The organism is Flavicella sediminum, assembly GCF_006381105.1.
Lineage (GTDB): Bacteria > Bacteroidota > Bacteroidia > Flavobacteriales > Flavobacteriaceae > Flavicella > Flavicella sediminum.
Window position 1 is genome coordinate 327,048 of sequence record NZ_VDET01000008.1, and the last position, 18,599, is coordinate 345,646.

General features: G+C 33.5%; 24 protein-coding genes. 7 read left to right on the top strand and 17 right to left on the bottom strand.

Annotation, left to right across the window (positions count from 1 at the left end):
• Window positions 1-25 precede the first annotated feature (25 nt).
• The gene (gene mnmD, locus FGM02_RS11500) at window positions 26-685 is read right to left on the bottom strand and encodes a tRNA (5-methylaminomethyl-2-thiouridine)(34)-methyltransferase MnmD (RefSeq protein WP_139958524.1); all 660 of its coding nucleotides are present in this window, start codon (window positions 683-685) and stop codon (window positions 26-28) included.
• 170 nt (window positions 686-855) lie between these two features.
• Here mnmD and FGM02_RS11505 point away from each other — a divergent pair, with 170 nt between their 5' ends.
• The 3 genes from FGM02_RS11505 (at window position 856) to nadB (ending at window position 4,600) form a co-directional block, all read left to right on the top strand.
• Window positions 856-1,929, top strand: coding sequence for a branched-chain amino acid aminotransferase (locus tag FGM02_RS11505; protein WP_139958525.1), 1,074 nt, complete (start codon window positions 856-858; stop codon window positions 1,927-1,929).
• A 102-nt stretch (window positions 1,930-2,031) separates the two neighbouring features.
• On the top strand, window positions 2,032-3,030 hold the full coding sequence (gene nadA / locus FGM02_RS11510) for a quinolinate synthase NadA (protein ID WP_139958526.1): 999 nt from the start codon (window positions 2,032-2,034) through the stop codon (window positions 3,028-3,030).
• 1 nt (window position 3,031) lies between these two features.
• Window positions 3,032-4,600 carry an L-aspartate oxidase gene (nadB, locus tag FGM02_RS11515; protein WP_139958527.1) on the top strand — a complete coding sequence of 523 codons (1,569 nt, stop codon included), beginning with the start codon at window positions 3,032-3,034 and terminating at the stop codon, window positions 4,598-4,600.
• A gap of 68 nt (window positions 4,601-4,668) precedes the next feature.
• On the opposite strand, the gene FGM02_RS11520 is transcribed toward nadB, so the two are convergent.
• The 6 genes from FGM02_RS11520 to FGM02_RS11545 all read right to left on the bottom strand — a co-directional run bounded on the left by FGM02_RS11520 (window position 4,669) and on the right by FGM02_RS11545 (window position 9,025).
• The gene (locus FGM02_RS11520) at window positions 4,669-5,358 is read right to left on the bottom strand and encodes a hypothetical protein (RefSeq protein ID WP_139958528.1); all 690 of its coding nucleotides are present in this window, start codon (window positions 5,356-5,358) and stop codon (window positions 4,669-4,671) included.
• Window position 5,359: 1 nt separating this feature from the next.
• Window positions 5,360-5,725, bottom strand: a complete 366-nt coding sequence (locus FGM02_RS11525; RefSeq protein ID WP_139958529.1) for a GntR family transcriptional regulator — start codon at window positions 5,723-5,725, stop codon at window positions 5,360-5,362.
• Between the two features lie 2 nt (window positions 5,726-5,727).
• Window positions 5,728-6,528 (bottom strand): hypothetical protein, encoded by an 801-nt coding sequence (locus tag FGM02_RS11530; protein ID WP_139958530.1) that lies wholly within the window; start codon window positions 6,526-6,528, stop codon window positions 5,728-5,730.
• 3 nt (window positions 6,529-6,531) lie between these two features.
• Entirely contained in the window at window positions 6,532-7,353 is an 822-nt protein-coding gene (locus tag FGM02_RS11535) for an ABC transporter ATP-binding protein (RefSeq protein ID WP_139958531.1), read from the bottom strand.
• A 418-nt stretch (window positions 7,354-7,771) separates the two neighbouring features.
• A complete protein-coding gene (locus tag FGM02_RS11540) occupies window positions 7,772-8,545 on the bottom strand; it encodes a LuxR C-terminal-related transcriptional regulator (protein ID WP_139958532.1) in 774 nt (257 codons plus the stop codon).
• 93 nt (window positions 8,546-8,638) lie between these two features.
• Window positions 8,639-9,025: a pyrophosphohydrolase domain-containing protein gene (locus tag FGM02_RS11545; protein ID WP_139958533.1), complete on the bottom strand. Its 387-nt coding sequence runs from the start codon at window positions 9,023-9,025 to the stop codon at window positions 8,639-8,641.
• A gap of 73 nt (window positions 9,026-9,098) precedes the next feature.
• Between FGM02_RS11545 and FGM02_RS11550 the strand changes: the two genes are divergently transcribed.
• On the top strand, window positions 9,099-9,287 hold the full coding sequence (locus tag FGM02_RS11550; protein WP_139958534.1) for a hypothetical protein: 189 nt from the start codon (window positions 9,099-9,101) through the stop codon (window positions 9,285-9,287).
• On the opposite strand, the gene FGM02_RS11555 is transcribed toward FGM02_RS11550, so the two are convergent.
• Window positions 9,284-10,204 carry an ion channel gene (locus tag FGM02_RS11555; RefSeq protein ID WP_139958535.1) on the bottom strand — a complete coding sequence of 307 codons (921 nt, stop codon included), beginning with the start codon at window positions 10,202-10,204 and terminating at the stop codon, window positions 9,284-9,286. The two genes, FGM02_RS11550 and FGM02_RS11555, sit on opposite strands and share 4 nt — an antisense overlap.
• A 124-nt stretch (window positions 10,205-10,328) precedes the next feature.
• Here FGM02_RS11555 and FGM02_RS11560 point away from each other — a divergent pair, with 124 nt between their 5' ends.
• Window positions 10,329-10,736, top strand: a complete 408-nt coding sequence (locus FGM02_RS11560) for a DUF6146 family protein (protein WP_139958536.1) — start codon at window positions 10,329-10,331, stop codon at window positions 10,734-10,736.
• Here the strand turns inward: FGM02_RS11560 and FGM02_RS11565 are convergent.
• Genes FGM02_RS11565 through FGM02_RS11575 form a run of 3 tightly spaced genes read right to left on the bottom strand, consistent with a single transcriptional unit; the run spans window position 10,717 to window position 11,703 of the window.
• Window positions 10,717-11,094 (bottom strand): DUF423 domain-containing protein, encoded by a 378-nt coding sequence (locus FGM02_RS11565; RefSeq protein WP_139958537.1) that lies wholly within the window; start codon window positions 11,092-11,094, stop codon window positions 10,717-10,719. The genes FGM02_RS11560 and FGM02_RS11565 overlap by 20 nt on opposite strands.
• Window positions 11,078-11,383, bottom strand: coding sequence for a DUF2752 domain-containing protein (locus FGM02_RS18420; RefSeq protein WP_139958538.1), 306 nt, complete (start codon window positions 11,381-11,383; stop codon window positions 11,078-11,080). Before FGM02_RS18420 ends, FGM02_RS11565 begins: the two co-directional genes overlap by 17 nt.
• Before the next feature lie 2 nt (window positions 11,384-11,385).
• Window positions 11,386-11,703: a TM2 domain-containing protein gene (locus tag FGM02_RS11575; protein ID WP_139958539.1), complete on the bottom strand. Its 318-nt coding sequence runs from the start codon at window positions 11,701-11,703 to the stop codon at window positions 11,386-11,388.
• A gap of 203 nt (window positions 11,704-11,906) precedes the next feature.
• On the opposite strand from FGM02_RS11575, the gene FGM02_RS11580 reads away from it, so the two are divergent.
• Window positions 11,907-12,314 (top strand): rhodanese-like domain-containing protein, encoded by a 408-nt coding sequence (locus FGM02_RS11580; RefSeq protein WP_166461171.1) that lies wholly within the window; start codon window positions 11,907-11,909, stop codon window positions 12,312-12,314.
• Window positions 12,315-12,324: 10 nt separating this feature from the next.
• On the opposite strand, the gene FGM02_RS11585 is transcribed toward FGM02_RS11580, so the two are convergent.
• From FGM02_RS11585 to FGM02_RS11600, 4 genes are all read right to left on the bottom strand, one after another.
• Window positions 12,325-13,053 carry a family 16 glycoside hydrolase gene (locus FGM02_RS11585; RefSeq protein ID WP_139958541.1) on the bottom strand — a complete coding sequence of 243 codons (729 nt, stop codon included), beginning with the start codon at window positions 13,051-13,053 and terminating at the stop codon, window positions 12,325-12,327.
• 58 nt (window positions 13,054-13,111) lie between these two features.
• Window positions 13,112-13,822, bottom strand: coding sequence for a tRNA1(Val) (adenine(37)-N6)-methyltransferase (locus FGM02_RS11590; protein ID WP_139958542.1), 711 nt, complete (start codon window positions 13,820-13,822; stop codon window positions 13,112-13,114).
• 187 nt (window positions 13,823-14,009) lie between these two features.
• A complete protein-coding gene (gene rimM, locus FGM02_RS11595; RefSeq protein WP_139958543.1) occupies window positions 14,010-14,534 on the bottom strand; it encodes a ribosome maturation factor RimM in 525 nt (174 codons plus the stop codon).
• A 17-nt stretch (window positions 14,535-14,551) separates the two neighbouring features.
• The gene (locus tag FGM02_RS11600; protein ID WP_139958544.1) at window positions 14,552-15,109 is read right to left on the bottom strand and encodes a 30S ribosomal protein S16; all 558 of its coding nucleotides are present in this window, start codon (window positions 15,107-15,109) and stop codon (window positions 14,552-14,554) included.
• A gap of 198 nt (window positions 15,110-15,307) precedes the next feature.
• Between FGM02_RS11600 and FGM02_RS11605 the strand changes: the two genes are divergently transcribed.
• Complete coding sequence (locus tag FGM02_RS11605) at window positions 15,308-16,207, top strand: DUF6252 family protein (protein ID WP_139958545.1); 900 nt, start codon at window positions 15,308-15,310, stop codon at window positions 16,205-16,207.
• Window positions 16,208-16,225: 18 nt separating this feature from the next.
• On the opposite strand, the gene FGM02_RS11610 is transcribed toward FGM02_RS11605, so the two are convergent.
• Both FGM02_RS11610 and FGM02_RS11615 read right to left on the bottom strand, forming a co-directional pair.
• Window positions 16,226-17,770, bottom strand: coding sequence for a glycerol-3-phosphate dehydrogenase/oxidase (locus tag FGM02_RS11610; RefSeq protein ID WP_139958546.1), 1,545 nt, complete (start codon window positions 17,768-17,770; stop codon window positions 16,226-16,228).
• Window positions 17,754-18,521, bottom strand: coding sequence for a glycerophosphodiester phosphodiesterase family protein (locus FGM02_RS11615; RefSeq protein ID WP_139958547.1), 768 nt, complete (start codon window positions 18,519-18,521; stop codon window positions 17,754-17,756). The genes FGM02_RS11610 and FGM02_RS11615 overlap by 17 nt, the downstream gene beginning before the upstream one ends.
• Between the last annotated feature and the right edge of the window lie 78 nt (window positions 18,522-18,599).

The following is an 18,599-nucleotide window of genomic DNA, read 5'->3' on the forward strand; positions in this document are numbered from 1 at the left end:
CCAATAGCCAATAGCCAATACTCAATTATTTCACAGCCCTTAGCATTTCTCTTTTTCCAGGAGGGCCTGGCAATCTTGTTACGGTAAAACCTACAGTTTGCATCGCTCTTCTTACGCTTCCTTTGGCCGAGTAGGTAACCAATATTCCGCCAGGTTTCATTGCTTCAAACATTTTTCCAAAAATTTCTTCCGTCCATAGTTCAGGTTGTACCCTTGCACCAAAAGCATCAAAATAAATCAGATCAAAAGTGTTGATGTCGGCAATGTCTTTGATAAATTGTTTTCTTTTTGTTAGGTGAAAATTTTCATTTACCTGTTGTTTTGCATCCCAAGGAAATAAATGCATTTCTTCAAATTTATGCGCCAAATTTCTAGCTTCCAATTCGGAAACATAATTTAGTTGTAAAATTTCATCTTCTTTAATAGGGTAAGCTTCAATTCCAACATAATCAACAGTCAGGTTGTTTTTTGCGCCTTCAATAAGGGTAATAAAACAATTAAGACCGGTTCCAAAACCAATTTCAAGTATGTTTAAGTTTTTTGAAGGGTGTGCCTCTAAGCCACTTTTAATAAAAACATGATAAGCTTCTTGAATCGCACCATGTTTGGAATGGTACTGTTCATCCCAGTCTGGCATGTAAATGGTTGTTGAGCCATCTGAAGTTATGATTATTTCTCTTTTCACGTTTTGCTTTGAAATTGTGCCACAAATATACTCAAAGCAAACAATAAAACTATAAAAACAACAAAATGAAAGAATTCGCATATTTCAATGTGTATTAAAGTAGTTTTCACATATTAATTATTAAAATAAATAGTATTTTTGTATCCTTGTTCTACTAAATAAAAAGGATCATGATTTTAGATAAAAAGACAGTAATCGATATCCAAAAAGCGGATACATCAAAAATTTCGAAAATAGATTTTAACAATCTTTCTTTCGGAAATGTCTTTACAGATCATATGTTGGAATGTGACTATAAAGATGGCCAATGGCAAACTATTAAAATTAGACCTTATGGTCCAATTTCTTTAGACCCGTCAGCAAAGGTCTTTCACTATGGTCAAGCAATTTTTGAAGGAATGAAAGCCTATAAAGATACGCAGGATGACGTATGGTTGTTTCGTCCAGACGAAAACCAAAAAAGATTGAACAAATCTGCAGAACGTTTGGCGATTCCTGAATTTCCAGAAGCACTTTTCTTTGATGGTTTAGAGACTTTATTGAATATTGAGAAAAATTGGATTCAAAAAGAAGAAGGAAGCTCTTTGTATATCAGACCGTTTGTTATTGCAACAGAATCTGGTGTATCAGCAAATCCTGCAAAAGAATATAAGTTTATGATTATTCTTTCGCCAGCACAATCTTACTATAGTGGTGAGGTACGTGTTTTATTTGCCGATAAATTCAGTCGTTCAGCGAGTGGAGGTGTAGGTTTTGCAAAATGTGCAGGAAACTATGCAGGGCAATTTTATCCAACAAAATTAGCAAACGATGCAGGTTACCAACAAGTAGTTTGGACAGATGCTAGTACGCATGAAAATTTGGAAGAAGCTGGTACCATGAATGTATTCTTTAGAATTGGTGATAAATTAATTACCGCTCCTACTTCTGATAGAATTTTAGATGGTGTAACCAGAAAAAGTATTTTGACTTTGGCAGAAGACGAAGGAATTGAATACGAAGTAAGAACTATTTCAGTATTTGAAATAGAAGAAGCAGCTAAAAACGGAACCTTATTAGAAATGTTTGGAGCTGGAACAGCAGCCGTAGTAAATCCTATTTTAGGGTTTAGTTTTAAAGGAAATGATTATGAGTTGCCGAAAACAGAAAATAGTTACGCAACACATTTTAAAAATAGAATTACCAGTATTCAAACCAAAAAAGCAGAAGATAAATTTGGTTGGACTTACAAGGTGAGAGATTAAATACTTACTTTTTTTAAGTTTAAAATAAATAAAACTTGTGCGATTCTTTGTTGCACAAGTTTTTTCTACATAACTTAAAGAAATTTTATAGCACAAAATATTATGACTACAATTGAGCAGGCAAAAGAAACAATGATTTCTAAAGGGTTTTTAGACGTAAAAACTCCTGAAAAAATGGATTATGTTGCAGAAATCAACAAGCTTAAGAAAGAAAAAAATGCGGTTATTTTAGCACATTATTATCAAGAAGAAGCTATTCAAGATATTGCTGATTTTGTTGGAGATAGTTTGGCTTTGGCACAAGAAGCAGCCAAAACAGATGCTGATATTATTGTGTTTGCAGGAGTGCATTTTATGGCAGAAACAGCAAAAATATTAAACCCTAAGAAAAAAGTATTATTACCCGATTTAAAAGCCGGTTGTTCTTTGGCAGATTCTTGTCCGCCAGCAGATTTTAAAGCTTTTGTGGATGCACATCCAGATCATAAGGTGGTAACGTATATCAATTGTTCTGCAGAAATTAAAACATTGAGCGATGTTGTTTGTACGTCGTCAAATGCTGTCAAAATAATTGAATCTTTTCCAAGGGAACAAAAATTAATTTTCGCTCCAGATAAAAATTTGGGAGATTATTTGAACAAACAAACAGGTAGAGATATGCTTTTGTGGGATGGTGCTTGCATGGTACATGAAGCTTTTTCTATTGAAAAATTACTAGATATTTATAAGGAGCATCCAGATGCAGAAATAATTGCACACCCTGAATCTCCAGCGCATATATTAAAAACGGCTGCCTATATTGGGTCTACAGCAGGTTTGTTAAACTACGCGAAAAATAGTAAAAAAGACAAGTTTATTGTCGCTACTGAAGCAGGTATTTTACATGAAATGATCAAACAAGTACCGAATAAAACCTTGATTCCTGCTCCGGCAGAAGAGGACAATACATGTGCTTGTAGCGAATGTGCTTACATGAAATTAAATACAATGAAAAAATTGTATACCTGTATGAAATTTGAATTGCCTGATATTGAAGTAGACGAAGAAATGGCTGCCAAAGCGCTATTGCCAATTGAAAGAATGTTAGCTTTATCAAAATAAAATGATTCAAACAGATTATCTTGTTATTGGTTCGGGAATTGCTGGGTTAACCTATGCATTGCGTGTCGCAAATCATAATAAAAATTGTAGCGTAACCGTTGTTACAAAGGCAGAAAAAGGGGAATCTAACACCAAATACGCCCAAGGAGGAATTGCTACAGTTCACGATTTAGACATCGATTCTTTTGAACAACATATTCAAGATACCTTAGTGGCTGGAGACGGACTTTGCAATGAAGCCGTGGTAAGAATGGTGGTTGAAGAAGGACCTGCTAGATTGCAAGAATTAATTGATTGGGGTGTCAACTTTGACGAGAACCATATTGGTGATTTTGATTTAGGAAAAGAAGGAGGACATTCGCAAAATAGAATTTTACATCATAAAGACATAACGGGCTACGAGATAGAACGTGCTTTGTTGATTATGATTGGAAAAGCAGAAAATATTACTGTTTTAGAAGAGCACTACGCTATTGATTTTATTACAGAACACCATTTGGAGTCTAGAAAAACGGTTAGAGATACGGCTATTACTTGTTTTGGAGCTTATGTTTTAGATAAAAACCAAAATGAAGTAAAAACCATCGTTTCAAAAATTACCTTGATTGCTTCTGGAGGAAGTGGGCAGGCATATACAACAACTACCAATCCGTCTATCGCTACGGGTGATGGAATAGGTATGGCGTATAGAGCAAAAGCTGAAATTGAAGATGTAGAATTTATACAGTTTCATCCTACAGCCTTGTATCAATTGCCACAGGAGTCTCCAGCCTTTTTAATTTCTGAAGCTGTGAGAGGTTTTGGTGCAAAATTAAGAACGGCAAAAGGTGAGTTTTTTATGCGTAAATATGACGATCGTGGAGAATTGGCTTCTCGTGACATTGTTGCCCGAGCTATTGATACGGAATTAAAAGCCAGTGGTGATAATTATGTGTTTTTAGATTGTACACACCTAGATTACAAAGAGTTTAAAAAACATTTTCCCAATATTTTAAATAAATGTGCTAGCCTAGGAATTGATGTTCGAAAGAAATGGATACCAGTGGTAACCGCAGCGCATTATATTTGTGGAGGTGTAAAAGTTGATATGGATGGGAAAACATCTATTAAAAACTTATATGCTTGTGGAGAATGTACTTCTACAGGTTTACACGGTGCAAATCGCTTGGCGTCAAATTCTTTGTTAGAAGCCTTGGTCTATTCTCAAAGAAGCTTTGTAAGTAGTGTAAAGGAGCTTGATGCTTTGTCTTTTAATACCGATGTACCTGAATGGGATACAACAAATACGTCACAGAATAAAGAAAATATATTGATCACACATGGACGTTCTTCTGTTCAAAAAATTATGAGTGATTATGTGGGAATAGTTCGTTCTAATAGACGTTTAAAAAGTGCTGAAAAACGCTTGAGTTTTATTTACGAAGAAACAGAAGAATTGTATAAAGAATCTATTATTTCGGTGGAATTGTGTGAGCTTAGAAACTTAATTACGACGGCTTATTTGATTTGTGAATTTTCCATGAAACGAAAAGAAAACAAAGGTGGTTTCTTTAATAAAGACTTCGTTTAGACTATTTTATTACTTTTTTTAATAAAATAATTACGCACGAATGCGTAATTATTTTACGATATTTTTAATTAGTATGTACGATAAGTACTCGACCTGTCAGATTCTATATGTAAGTTATTCGGTTTAGATACCGTTAAATTAGATTTGTTTTTTAAGACGGCAAGGACACTATTCGAATTGCTACGGTAACTATTAATTTTAGATTGATCGAGGTTAATTTGTATCGACTTGATTTTTGAATTTCCTAAATTGATATTAGAGTTTTCTGTTGCAGTTACTTTCAAATGATTTAAAGTCAAGTTGGAATAATTCACTTTTGCATTGGTCAAATATAAGGTCAAGCTATCTGATTCAACTTTTTTGAAATTCATATTAGAGGATTCACGTGCAAGTATCGTTTTTACCGTAGTTGTTTTTATGGTGACTTTGGCCTTGTAGGTACGGTCTATATACAAGGTGTCATTTTGCACACGGTAATCACACTTTTTTTGGAAGGCTTTCATAGAAGAATCTGTAGAATCTTTATGTTGGTAATAAGATTCTGTTAGTAGATTTTGATTATGACTAAGCAATACTATTTTTGTGTTTTTATGGGCTACAATCACAGAAAAATTATCAAGATTTTGATCAGAGGAAACAAGTGTGTTGTTCTTTTTAAAATTGTTTTCTCCGTTGTTTGCGGCATCTACATACATTGTGGTTATTAGTCCGAAGAAAAATACAGCGAATGCGATGATGATATAATTAGATTTTTTCATTTCAATCATTTTTTTTAATTTCTGAGATAAGTTGATTTAAGTCGGTACTGTTAAGCTGTAACAATTCTATTTTTTTTAGTAAATACGGAAGTTCTTGCTGAAAGAATTCTTTCTTTTCTTTTTCTCTTATTTGTTCAACAGCATTGGCAGAAACAAAGAAACCAATGCCTCGTTTGTTTTCGAAAATTTGTTCGTCCTGAAGATGGCTATAGGTTCTCATAACCGTATTTCTATTTACTTCTAGTTCTACGGCTAAATCTCGAACCGAAGGAACTCGTTCTGTAGGTTTTAGTTTTCCTTCTAAAATTTGATTACAAATTGTAGTGGCTATTTGAAGAAAAATCCCTTTGTTAGATTTGAATTCCATATTTAGACTTGTTTTTCTTTAAGTTTGAAATAGGTAAGTGGTAAGAAAAATAAACTTGCGAAACTTATTAAGATGTATACAAACAATTGTACATTGTATAAGTATGGCCTAATTTTATAGCTTTGAATCTCTATAGAAAAGAAATTTTTCACCTTTTCAGGATAAAACACATGAGAGTAGAAGACCATGGTTAAAAAAAAGATTCCGAGTAAAATACCAAATGATAATATGGTTTTAAATAAAGCATATTTTCTGAAAATTGAAGACCCCATTAATAAGAAAGTAGCAACCGAAAACATAGCTAATATTACTGCAATTAAATCTGTTGTTCTTGTTAAATCATAAAAGGGTGTAAATAGGTCGAAGGATTTTATAGCTATGGGTTTGTTCCATTCAATGGCTTGATAAATAATATGAGTCATTTTAAAATCTATCCAAAAAATCAGAAAGAATACAACGGTAAATGCTACAATACGAATTAAGAATTGCACCAATATTTTTTCGAAGGTTGAGGCAGGAAGTAGAAAATAATGACTGGCTTCCTTTTTGTTTCTTAGCTCTGGAAAACTGGTTGCCATAACTAAAATGCTACAAATAGTAAACATAACAAAAAACAAGGGGCTGTATTGTTTTTCTGTATAGCCTATCGTACTATTTGTTTGACTAATAGAGAAATAATCGGCAAAGAAAAGCACGACAAGTAAACCAATAGCAAAGAATAAATAGGTTTTTGCGTTTATTTTTAAATCGAATTTTAGGTAATTCAAAAATCGTTGAGGTGAAAAGTAAGAATTCGTAGTCATAGCTTATAATTTTATTTCAGTTTTATTACAAATGGCATTGAATAACAACTCAATGTCAATTTCTGTTTCTTCATCGTTGTTAGCGGGTAATATGGCATTATAACCACCAGGGCATTTTTCTGAATAAATTATATTTGAATTTTCTGAAATACTTTCTAATTTTTGAAATTGTAGTTTTTCAGTAACTAGCTGTGTCTCTTTTTCAAAAACAATAGTGCCTTCTTCTATAATGACAATTTTGTCGATAATGGTTTCAATGTCTTTTACCTGATGCGTAGATATGACTACCAATTGATCTTCTTCTACAGAGCTAATTAAAACTTTTCTGAAAATACTTTTTGAAGGGATGTCCAAACCATTGGTGGGCTCATCTAATAAAAGGAGCTTGCAATTGGTGGACAAAGCAAAAGCAATGATAAATTTTTTCTGTTGTCCGTGTGAAATGCCATCTAATTTTTGATGCGCTTCCAGTTCAAATTCTTTCAGAATTTTTGACATTTTTTCTAAATCAAAATTTTTGTATAACGGAGCGTAGATCGCTAAATAGGACGCAACGGTTAAAGAAGGTAAGTAAGGCTCATCGCTAACTAAAAAAATATCCGCTAAAAAATCAGGATTTCTGTTAGATGGCGTATAGCCGTTTATTATAATGCTTCCTTGTTTGGGATGCAGCAAGCCAGCGCTTAATTTTAAAAGGGTCGATTTTCCTGCTCCATTTTTACCCAGCAAACCGGTAATGCTTCCGCTAGTTTGCTTGTAGGTTAAATTGTTAAAAAGCGTTTTTTGCTTTTTATGGTGAAAACTTAAATTATTGATTTCAATCATAGCTTATTGTTTTAGTGTACTAGTAAGGTATGACGCAAAGATAGTTTTTTATTTTAAACGTGCAAGTGTTGAATAAATAAATTAGACAACTTACTGTTTGTTAGTGATTAATGTGTATGATTTGTTTTTTATTTAAAAGAGAAGGGCCGTTGTGGGTGACTGCCTTTAAAGTGAAGTGAGGGTAGAATCTGAATAGTTTTCAGATTCTTTTTGTTGAATTAGGTGATTTGGTTGCCCGGACATATTCGGTTCATAGCAATTTCCCCAGCGATAATGAGCAACCAATTTCTTTTCTTGTTCTGACTGCAAAACTAGAGGAGATTGGTTTTTTATACAATACCTAAATTAGGTATTTTTACGGGGCTTATTTTTTTTGAAAGAAAAGTGAATTAAGGAACTTTATAGGTATACTTCTCCGTTACAGCAGTTCCGGATTGTTTTTAAAATAACTGATCAGCTCTCCAGTAGATTGGATGTTGAATTTTTTTAGAATATTTCTACGATGTGTATTGACAGTATACGTACTAATAAATAAGCAAGAAGCAATTTCTTTACTCGATTTTTTTAGGAGTAATAAACGAATAATATCTTGTTCTCTGTTGCTTACTGAATCAAGTATGAGTTCCGTAGTGAAGTTTTTAAAATATACGGTCTCTAATTTATTTTTACCATTCAGGTATTTAGCCGTTGCACAAATATCCATTTTCGATGGTGAATCTAAAAGGGTATAGTGTGATAAACCGATGTAGGGTTTGTTTTGTTTGTCGAAACTTAAAGGAGTGGTATTTTGGATAACGTTGACGTATTTTCCTTCATGGGTTTTAATACGAAAGTTCCATGTATAACTTATTTTGTTACGATCTTCTTTGGTTTTAAATTTCCCCAAAGTAAATGTCATTAATTCGTCCAAAATTTTTATCCAAATAGGAATGTCTTCCGGATGAAATAAGGAAACAAAATAAGGAACGCCTCCGTTTTCTATCAATTCCTTGTCGTAGCCCGTACAGGCAGTAAAGTTTTTACTGATGTAATCGTATTTTTGTGTGGCTGTATTTACAATACAGAAATACGTACTGTCTACCGGATAAATTGAGTCTAACTCGGCAATTTTAGCCAAATAATTCTCTTTTTTATCTAAGTCGTATATTTGAAATATTTCTTTGTACTTGGTATTTATCGCTGGCCTGTTCAAATTCTAGATAATTAACAATTTTGTTTTCTTATGCGTATTTTTTAAACTTCCTAGGGGGTACTAAATATAACTTCTTTCGGTAAATTAAAAAGACTATTTTTCTAAAATTTTTTGAATATTTGGTTTAAAATAATCGGGTCCTTTTAATACTTTTCCATCTTCTCTGTAAATAGGCTCTCCATCAGCGCCTAGTTTACTCATATTACTTCGTTGAATTTCATTGAAAACTTCCTCTATTTTATGTTGCATTCCGTGTTCTATTATTGTTCCACATAAAATATACAGCATATCACCTAGTGCATCCGCAACTTCAACCAAATCATTGTTGTTGGCAGCTTCTAAATATTCTTCATTTTCTTCTGCCATTAAATTAAATCGTAAATTATTTTTAGCAGTTCCTAAGTCGGCTGTAGGCTTTTGTTTGATACCTAGTTTAAATGATTCGTGGAATTTTTGTACGGCTTCAATTTTGTTTTTCATTCTTGTAAAGGATTAGTAAGGTAAGTTGGCATAACCTTTTTGATTTGTGTATTTTTGCCTAAAATACAAAATTATGTTTAGTAGAGGTCAGTTAATATTTGCAGGTTTTTTTATCGTTGCTTTTGTGGCTTTAATGGTTTGGAGTTATCGAAAAGACATCAAACGACATAAAATTCACTATAAAAATGGAGGCTTCAAAGTAGGTGTGGTCTGTATTCTTGTAATTTTTATATTTATTGTACTAAGAATTATCATTCATTAGTCCATTGGTTCCGTTTTGTCAATAGCATCATGATCTAAAACGGTGTAGCCATCTTCATTAAAGGAAACCGAGGGTGCAAATTTCCGGTTGATCAATAGTTTGTCAAAATCATAGGAATGAATTTGATATACTTTTTGAGAAAAGGAATCTTCATGGTACTGAAATAGAATGATTAATTTGGCCTTCAATTCGGTAAGTTCTGCTTCTGTGTATTTGTACAAGGGACTGCCTTTTTCAATAATATGTACCAGTGTCCAAACAGTTGGTAAATAGGTAATGGCTTCTCGTTCTAGTTTCAGTGAAAAGAATTCTCTTTTAAATTCGTTTTTCGTAGTTTTTTTAGAAATAGATAAAGTCACTTTTGCTTCTGGCTCTATCATGATACTGGTTCTTTTACTAACCAATCGGAACATGATGGCATGGCTGTCTTCAAATTTTCGATACACCATGTTTTTGCTAAATCGTACAGAAGCTTTTGGTTTTGAAAAACGCCCATAAAGTAATCCTGTAACAAATGAGAAAGAAAGCAAACCAAGTAAAGCTTCAAAGGAAGAAATGAGTCCTGTTACAATGTCTGTTGGGGCCGAAGCTCCATATCCTAAAGTGGTTACTGTTTGTGCGCTGAAAAAGAAAGCATGTAAAAACTCAGAGAAGAGTGTATCTGTAGAAATACTTATTTTTTCTACTCCATAGGTCAAATAAATAAGTGCAAAAAAACTATTGATAAGTAGGTAGCCGAATACTATAAATCCAAAGAATTTTATCCATGAAATATGAATTAAATAAGTGTATAAGTCGTTGATATTCCTGGGTCTATTTTGGTGAATAATGCTAGATTCTCCATTTTCATCAATAAAACTTTTTATGTTTTTATTGGAGTTATAACCTAAGCCAGGATCTTTAATAGTATTCTTCATAAATTATTTGTCGCTACAAATATAGGCAACTGCAATGTAATTTTCTTCTTTGCTAAAAAGGCTAAATTTTAACAAGTACTTTTGCTAGCTTTATTGTAACTTACTGGTGTTAAAATAATTTCTCATGAAATATCTATTGTATTTGGTTATAAGTCTTTCGTTGTATTCCTGTTTTTCTACCCAAAATACGGTGCGGAAAAATTCTGAAGAAAAACCTGTGGTAATATCAAACGATAGCATTGAATATAAAATCATTGTTTTAGACCCTGGTTTTAATAGCTACTTGTTGTCTATAGCGAGGCCTATGGAATTTTATTCTGAGTCTTATTATCAGAATAGAAATATTTTATATGTAAATGAATGGAATGCGCGTGTCAGAAATCCAATGAGTTTTAAGTCGGAAATTTTTGAACAAGTAATCGACTATGATGCGTTTACAGATTATGGTTTGGAAGTAAATTACAAGTTGTACAACTATTTCAAATTTGTAGAATACAAATACAAAGTGAATTTTAATGTCGGACTTCGTTAAGTGTTCGTACAGCTAAAAGGATCCAGCCAATAATAAATAGCAATCCGCCTAAGGGAGTAACAAACCAAATGCTTTTTGCAGGAATTCCTGCCACAGTAATAGCGTAAATAGAGCCTGAAAAGAAGAATATTCCTAAGAGAATCAAACTACTTACTTGTTTTTTAGTTCGGTCACTTAGTACCGTTGCTAAATTGACGCCTACCAACAATAATACATGGTACATTTGGTAGCGGACACCCGTTTCAAAACTTGCCATACTTTGTTCGGTAAGTATTCCTTTTAAAGCATGTGCTCCAAAAGCGCCTAAAATGATTCCAATAGCACCGAGAATAATGCTAAAACTAAGTAATTTGTTCATGTGAATTATTTTTGTTGAATTGATTTATATCTCTTAAAAAAAAGAAAAGTGAAATGCCAAGTACAATAAATACGAGTGGATTGGCTTGATAGGCACTTTGAAAATTGAAATGTAACAAATGAATAAAAGCTGTGCTGATACCACAACCCCAACAATTTGTATGGAATAGCATTTTCCATAAACAGGGAATCAGAACGTCGATAGAAAAACAAGCTTTGGCAACTAAGGTAGAAATAAAGCAGAAAGCAAGCCCGATTAATAAAATGCGTTGCCTCAAATACGTAAGCATGGTTACTTCTGTTTGATGTAATTCCCTTCAGCATCTTTAAAAGATCCTGTAATAATAATGATCAAATCGATAAGTGCCCAAATACCACAACCTCCTAAAGTAAATAGTTGAATCAATCCGGTTCCGGTATGACCATTGTAAAAGCGATGCACACCAAAAACACCAAAGAACCAGCAAAGTAATAAGGTAATTAACCATTTATTTTCGTCGGTATTTCTAGGTGGAGCCATTTGTCGAACACCACATTTAGGACATATTTCTGCTTTGGCGTTGATTTTATTTCCGCAGTCAGAACAGAACTTTTCATTTATAATTTCCATAGGTATAATTTAACTAGTGGCTAAAGTATCAATTATTTAAGAGAAATTAGTAAGCATCTTCTTTTTTGTGTAACAGAAGTTACAGTGGTTTTGTTTTTACTAGGTTAATTTTGTAATAAAATCAGATCTATAGCGTATCAGTAGAAGACAATAACTTTATGCTTCAAAAATATTTCATAGATTTAAAATATAAAACGGTATATATGAAAACAGCACTAGTAGTGATTATTTGTCTGGCAGCTTTGCTTTATGGAAGTCAAAAATTAAAAGGGGCTAGCTCAGTACAAGATGATCTTATTAAAAAACTGGATGCCAAGAGTTTTCAGGAATTAATTTCAAAAGGTCAAGGTGTTTTAGTAGATGTTAGAACGCCTCAAGAAATAGAAGATGGCTTTATCAAAGGTGCTGTTTTTGTCAATTTTTTTTCAAAAAACTTTCAAAAAAATATATTGAAAGTTCCTAAGGACAAGGCGGTTTATTTGTATTGTCGTTCTGGTGGTAGAAGTGGAAAAGCGGCGAAATTTTTAATAGAAAATGGGTATGAAAATGTTTATGATTTGAGTGGAGGTTTTACAGCATGGAAATCTAAGCAACTGCCAATTTCTAAATAAGTTAAGTAGCTTAATCTTTGCTGTATATTTTTAAATCATCAACTATAGCATGGCTAGCAACACTAAAAGCTATGTTTTGTTTTGGGTTGTGTGCAAAACCTAAGGAGCTATGAGTGCCAACTTTCATATCGTTGATCCAAACGCTTAAGGTTTCTTCTTCAAAATTTAAGGTTAAATTGTACCAAGTGTTTGGTTGGCAATTATGTTTAATGCTTTTAGATTTTCCTTTGGTCAATTCTTGAATTTCTCTAGCAGAGGCACCGGCCTTTTTTTTAGAATGTATGCTTAGTTTGAAAATTCCTTCTTTTTGATCGGTAATTTTAATAGAACTTGGTGTTATTTTTACTTGGCATACATGCCCTGCCCAAACAGTATTTTTAATAGCAGGGTCATTAAAGTTAAAAGCAATTCCTTTTTTGTCTGTTATTTGGAATTTTACCTGTACCGTTCCATTTTTAAAAGGAGCGTCGTGTTTTACGGAAACGGCATGGTTGGCTGTTTTGGTCATTTTTATATGAAGAGTACCGTTTTTTAAATCGGCTTGCTTTAAACCTTGTGCTCTGTTTTTGCTATTTGTTGTCCAGTTTTTTCCTAATTCTTCCTTACTGTCATCTTTTTCCAAGCGATTAAAATCATCTGAGAAAATTAATTTTCCTTTGGAGTTTTCTGTAGTTTTTGATTGAGAGTAAAGACTAATAGATAGACCGAAAAATAACGAGAATAGGAAAGAGATTTTCATAGGATTTTGATTGTAGTTGTACCTACGACCAATAGAAAATCCGATGGTTTAAAAAGGACTACATTTTTAAATAAAAATCTTTGACTAGTGCAATGTACTCAGGTGTATATTCGTGTCTTGCAATTTCAATGGTAAGTGCTGTATACTGTGTGTCGGTTTTTGTAAATGAAAACTCTAACAGACTTCTTTTGTAGTCGCTAGTTTCGGTTCCTTTTACATGGCAAGCTTTGTTAAGAAATAGTCCGTGTGTTTTTGCTAAGACACAAAGTTCTTTTTCTTCCTTAAAAGGAGCAATCATTGCAAACTTACCTTGCGGACTTAATAATTTAGAAGCTGCTAGGAACAAGTGTTCAAAAGGCATGGAATCTTCAAAACGTGCTTTGTTTCGTTGCTTGTCTTCACTTTGGTAGGTGTCGGTATAAAAAGGAGGATTTGAAACAATCAAATCATAGGAATCTTCAATTTCTTCAATAAATTCTTGAAGTGAAGCATGGTAACAAAACAAGCGATCTCCCCAGTCACTAGCTTCAAAATTTTCAACACATTGCTCGTAGGCTTCATCGTCTATTTCAATGGCATCAATAACTTCAGCAGCACTTCTTTGAGCTAGCATTAATGAAATAACACCAGTTCCAGCACCAATATCTAAAATTGAAAAAGCATTTTCTTGGTCAGCCCAGGCTCCTAATAGAACGCCGTCTGTACCAATTTTCATAGCACAACGATCTTGTTCAATAGAAAATTCTTTAAACTGAAATGGTTTGCTCATTATTTCTAAAGTTGAAATTTTGGGAGGTCTTGTTTGGTTTGTAGTTTGAAAAAAGTATCTTAACACTTAACACTTAACACTTAACACTTAACACTTAACACTTAACACTTAACACTTAACACTTAACACTTAACACTTAACACTTAACACTTAACACTTAACACTTAACACTTAACACTTAACACTTTTATAAGTACATTTCTATCAACCCTTCAGGAGTTTTTAAGAACATGATTTTGTTTTCTCGATCTACTTTTTGAATAAATTCATCTAGCATTGGAATCAATATTTGTGTCGCTCCATACTCTACTTCAAACAAAGGCTGTGCGGTTGTGTCGTTTACACCTGTTATTTCACCTATGTTACCGTGTTTTTCATCTTCTACCTGGAACCCAATAATTTCATGGAAGTAAAATTTCTTTCCGGATAGCTTCGGAAGCATGGTCAGCGGTAAATAAATACCTGCTTTTAGGATGGTATCAGCATCCGCTTCATTTTCAATGTTTTCAAATCGAATTCTAAGCTGGTTTCCTTTTTGAAGTAAAGATTCTTCAATAAAAAATGGAATCAAGTTATTGCCTAATTCGACAAAAACTGATTCCATTTCTTGGTAAAGTTCGGGTTCATCGGTATCTAATTTGATAACGACTTCTCCTTTAAAACTGTGCTTTCTAACGATTTTGCCTAAATAAAAACAATCTTCTTTACGCATAACGTTATAAATGTGAATTACTCAGCAGATTTTTCTTCTGTAGCTTCTGCTTCAGGAGCAGCTTCTTCAGTTGCAGCAGCTTCCGCTTCTGCAGCAGCAGCAGCCTCAGCTTTCAAAGCATCTTCAGCAGCTTGAGCATCATCAATTCTTTTTTGGTTAACAGCTTGTTCAGCAGCAAAAGCTTTCGCTTTTACATCAGCTTCAGCAGCAGATAAACCATCTTTTTTAGCTTGAATTCTTCCTTCTTTTTCAGCTACCCAAACGTTGAATTTCTCCTCAGCTTGTTCAGCAGTAATTGCTCCTTTACGAACTCCTATCTCTAAATGGTTTTTCAACATTGCACCTTTGTAAGATAAAATAGCTTTCGCTGTATCTGTAGGTTGTGCTCCGTTTTGTAACCACTTTACAGCTCCATCAATATCTAAATCAATTGTTGCTGGATTTGTGTTAGGGTTGTAAGTTCCCAATTTCTCCAAGAATTTACCATCTCTTTTAGAACGTGCATCAGCTGCAACGATTGCATAAAATGGTTTTCCTTTCTTACCGTTTCTTTGTAGTCTAATTTTTACTGACATAATTTAATTTTTAAGGTTCTCGACCTTGGTTATTAATAGAGCGCAAAAATACACTTTTTTTGGAATATAAAACTTTTTTACTTTATTTTTTTAAGCGTTTCTAAATTAGCGACTTATTAACGAAATTGGAGTTTGTGGGTTCTTTGGGATTAATGTATTTTTGAACGACTAAAAAAAACGGTTTAAGTTAGAATAGATATGAGAAAAATTGCACTAATTTTTGTTTGTTTGATAAGTTGTTTGGCCTGTACAGAAAGTGCATCACTTTCCAATGCCAACTATGCGGGTTCGAATCCTGATGTGGGGAATAAGGTTTTATCAGGTTCGGTAAAAGCAATGCTTGGTGAAGAGGAGTTTTCAAGCAATCAGTTAAGTGTGCACGAACAAGGATTTTCTTTTACTTTGGCAACAAATGAAGTGGAAGTAGCTATAGTTGCAACCACTAAAAGCGAAGTGCTTACAATTGGTTTGTCGGGTGAAATTATAGAAGGCGAGACTTATGTGTTTGGCGACAAAGTTACCGCTACTTATAAAAAAGAAGCGGTAAGAGCCTCGGAAGAGGATCTGGAAATTAACATGATTTCTGGAGAAGCAACTATTACAAAGCTGGATTTGGAAAATGGGAAACTTCAAATTAAGTATACCGGTATTTTGGAGGGAGATGTTATTGTATTAGATGGAGCAGTAAATCTGTCATATGTGCCAGATCAATTTCAAGCAACTATACCAAATGGAAAATTTAATGGAACAGAAAGTATTGTGCTAAATACAGAATCTGAAGGGTCGAGCCTGTTTAGTATAAATAATTTTGGAAATACAATTGTTGGTAGTAAAACTGTTGAGGGTGCTATTCAAATGCAACTAAAGGATGCAAAAGTGGGAGAGTTTGATTTGTCACAGACAAGTGGTAATGTAGCAACTTTTACCCTGGATACTTCCGCTGAAATGAGTGTTGCAACGGAAGGTAAAGTGACGATAGTTGCCTTAAATAAAGAAGAAAACTATGTTAGAGGTTCTTTTAATTTTGTAACGAATAATAAGGAAGAAATTTCTGGAGTGTTTTCTTTGAATTATTTTGAGTTTAACTTTGGTGATTAATTGAATCGATTTTTTTGTTTAAAGTGGAGAGGCTGTAAACGTTTTAGCTGTTTTTTCAAACGCAATTAGTTGTTGGTTCAGCCATTCTTGGTCTTTATTCAGTTCCTTCACTAATAATTGTCCAACTAATTTTGAGGCTTTCAAACTAGCGGCTACATCTAAAAACAACAAACGGGTTCTTCTGGCTAAAACATCTTCTATAGTGACCGCTTTTTCAAATCGAATGGCAAAAATTACTTGTGCAACTGTGATGTCGTATTGCGGATGTAACTTTTCTTTAAAAGAGGAATGTTCTTTGTAAAGTTCTTCAATTAATGCAGCATCTGTTCCGTAAATACTAAGAGTGCCAAACTGTTCTGGGGTTTTGGTATAACCATGTAATTTTAAATTTTGTGTTTTTGACTTTACTCTAGGTAAACTTACCAAAGTAGAAGCTACATTCATTACATCTTTAGCCATTTTTCTATAAGTAGTCCATTTTCCACCAAGAATACTTACAAGTCCGCTATCACTGACTTCAATTTTGTGTTCTCTGGATATTTCTGAAGTGTTGCTGGTATTTCCGCTCAAGGCTAATGGTCTAATTCCAGAAAATATGCTTTTAATGTCTTTTCTTGTTGGGTCTTTTACTAGGTATTGCGCTGTGTGACTTAGTAAAAAATCTATTTCTTCCTCAAAAGGAATGGGATGGATGGGGTAGTTTTTTAGTTCGGTGTCTGTAGTTCCTACTAGTAATTTACCATGCCAAGGCACGGCAAATAATACACGTCCGTCTTTGGTATGTGGAATCATAATAGCTTTGTCACCAGGTAAAAAATCTTGATCCAAAACAATATGTATTCCTTGACTTCCTTTGATAATGTTTGTTACGGAAGAATTATCTTTTTTACGAATCGAATCAGAGAATACACCTGTTGCATTGATGATGACTTTTGCTTTGATGGTTTGTTTAATTTGTGATTGTTTATTTTCAATAATAGCACCATCTATGGTGTTGTTTGTTTTGGTAAGCGCAATAAGTTGGGTGTAATTCAATAAAGTGGCTCCTTGTTTTTCTGCTGTACGCATCATGCTGACTAATAGTCGTGTGTCGTCAAATTGTCCATCATGATATAAAACACCTCCTTGCAAGTCTTTTTGTTCTATCGTTGGTAAATGTGCGATGGTTTCTTCTTTAGATAAAAAGATAGAATCGCCAAAGCTTTCTTTTCTGGCTAAAAGATCATATAATTTAAGACCAATTCCATAAAACGGTCCTTCCCACCAATCGTAATTTGGGACAATGAATTCAAGGTCATGAACTATATGAGGGGCGTTTTTTTTTAGAATGGCTCTTTCTTTTAAAGCTTCTGTAACTAAGGAAAGATTTCCTTGCTGTAAATAACGTACACCACCATGAATCAACTTGGTACTTTTGCTAGAAGTTCCTGATCCAAAATCAAATTGTTCTACCAATAAGGTTTTGTAGCCTCTAGATGCAGCATCTATGGCTGTTCCAATTCCTGTGGCGCCACCTCCTATAATTAAGACATCCCAAAAAGTATTTTCAACGGTGTTTTTCATTTTCTTGTAATTTATCTAATAACCATTTTGGTCTGTCTGTAGTAATTGCATCTACTTGGCAGTCTAAAAAACGTTGTGCTGTTTTTAGTGTGTTGGTTGACCAAATATAAACCAATAAGTTGGCTTCTTGTATGCGCTGAATAAATTGTTTTGTGGCAATTTCACCTGCCCAAATATTCAAGCCGTCTAGGTTATTTTCCTTGGCTTTTTGAATGTATGTATCTACATGAGCAACTTCTTTTTTTGTCTGTTCTGTATAATCAAGATCCAATAACCACAAAGCTTTGTGTTGAGGTAAAACTTTTTTAAGTAAGCAAATAACATCAAAATTAAAACAGATAAATTCTATTTGATGAACGGGTATGTTTTGCAGAGCCTTTTTTAAAAAAGGAACAATTTCTTTGCCGCATTTTATTTCAATAATTAAGGTGCCAAAATCAGGAATACTCGCTAAAACTTCGGTCAAGTTTGGAATTCTTGTGTTTTTCCATTTTTTCCCCTTCCAAGCCCCTACGTCTAAATTTCGTAAATCGGCAAAGGTTTCGTCTTTTACTTCAGAGCTATAACTAGAGGTTTGTTTGGTGTTTGCGTCATGAATGACTACAATTTGGTGGTCTTTTGTAAGGTGAACATCTATTTCAACCTTATGTATTTGCTGCTTCCATGCTAGTTGAATAGCCGGTAAAGTGTTTTCAGGGGCATCAAAAGAAGCACCTCTATGTGCAATTATTTTTGTCTGATAGTTTTCCATATTCTACAAGTGTAACTATTATTTTTTGAATACCTTTAAAGGTAGTTGTTTTAAACTTAATCAGTTTTATTGATTTTA

Bases quoted from the DNA above. Each gene is read 5' to 3' on its own strand.
- FGM02_RS11505 (WP_139958525.1), top strand. From the start codon at position 856: ATGATTTTAGATAAAAAGACAGTAATCGATATCCAAAAAGCGGATACA.
- nadA (WP_139958526.1), top strand. From the start codon at position 2,032: ATGACTACAATTGAGCAGGCAAAAGAAACAATGATTTCTAAAGGGTTT.
- nadB (WP_139958527.1), top strand. From the start codon at position 3,032: ATGATTCAAACAGATTATCTTGTTATTGGTTCGGGAATTGCTGGGTTA.
- FGM02_RS11520 (WP_139958528.1), bottom strand. From the start codon at position 5,358: ATGAAAAAATCTAATTATATCATCATCGCATTCGCTGTATTTTTCTTC.
- FGM02_RS11525 (WP_139958529.1), bottom strand. From the start codon at position 5,725: ATGGAATTCAAATCTAACAAAGGGATTTTTCTTCAAATAGCCACTACA.
- FGM02_RS11530 (WP_139958530.1), bottom strand. From the start codon at position 6,528: ATGACTACGAATTCTTACTTTTCACCTCAACGATTTTTGAATTACCTA.
- FGM02_RS11535 (WP_139958531.1), bottom strand. From the start codon at position 7,353: ATGATTGAAATCAATAATTTAAGTTTTCACCATAAAAAGCAAAAAACG.
- FGM02_RS11545 (WP_139958533.1), bottom strand. From the start codon at position 9,025: ATGAAAAACAAAATTGAAGCCGTACAAAAATTCCACGAATCATTTAAA.
- FGM02_RS11550 (WP_139958534.1), top strand. From the start codon at position 9,099: ATGTTTAGTAGAGGTCAGTTAATATTTGCAGGTTTTTTTATCGTTGCT.
- FGM02_RS11555 (WP_139958535.1), bottom strand. From the start codon at position 10,204: ATGAAGAATACTATTAAAGATCCTGGCTTAGGTTATAACTCCAATAAA.
- FGM02_RS11560 (WP_139958536.1), top strand. From the start codon at position 10,329: ATGAAATATCTATTGTATTTGGTTATAAGTCTTTCGTTGTATTCCTGT.
- FGM02_RS11565 (WP_139958537.1), bottom strand. From the start codon at position 11,094: ATGAACAAATTACTTAGTTTTAGCATTATTCTCGGTGCTATTGGAATC.
- FGM02_RS18420 (WP_139958538.1), bottom strand. From the start codon at position 11,383: ATGCTTACGTATTTGAGGCAACGCATTTTATTAATCGGGCTTGCTTTC.
- FGM02_RS11575 (WP_139958539.1), bottom strand. From the start codon at position 11,703: ATGGAAATTATAAATGAAAAGTTCTGTTCTGACTGCGGAAATAAAATC.
- FGM02_RS11580 (WP_166461171.1), top strand. From the start codon at position 11,907: ATGAAAACAGCACTAGTAGTGATTATTTGTCTGGCAGCTTTGCTTTAT.
- FGM02_RS11585 (WP_139958541.1), bottom strand. From the start codon at position 13,053: ATGAAAATCTCTTTCCTATTCTCGTTATTTTTCGGTCTATCTATTAGT.
- FGM02_RS11590 (WP_139958542.1), bottom strand. From the start codon at position 13,822: ATGAGCAAACCATTTCAGTTTAAAGAATTTTCTATTGAACAAGATCGT.
- rimM (WP_139958543.1), bottom strand. From the start codon at position 14,534: ATGCGTAAAGAAGATTGTTTTTATTTAGGCAAAATCGTTAGAAAGCAC.
- FGM02_RS11600 (WP_139958544.1), bottom strand. From the start codon at position 15,109: ATGTCAGTAAAAATTAGACTACAAAGAAACGGTAAGAAAGGAAAACCA.
- FGM02_RS11605 (WP_139958545.1), top strand. From the start codon at position 15,308: ATGAGAAAAATTGCACTAATTTTTGTTTGTTTGATAAGTTGTTTGGCC.
- FGM02_RS11610 (WP_139958546.1), bottom strand. From the start codon at position 17,770: ATGAAAAACACCGTTGAAAATACTTTTTGGGATGTCTTAATTATAGGA.
- FGM02_RS11615 (WP_139958547.1), bottom strand. From the start codon at position 18,521: ATGGAAAACTATCAGACAAAAATAATTGCACATAGAGGTGCTTCTTTT.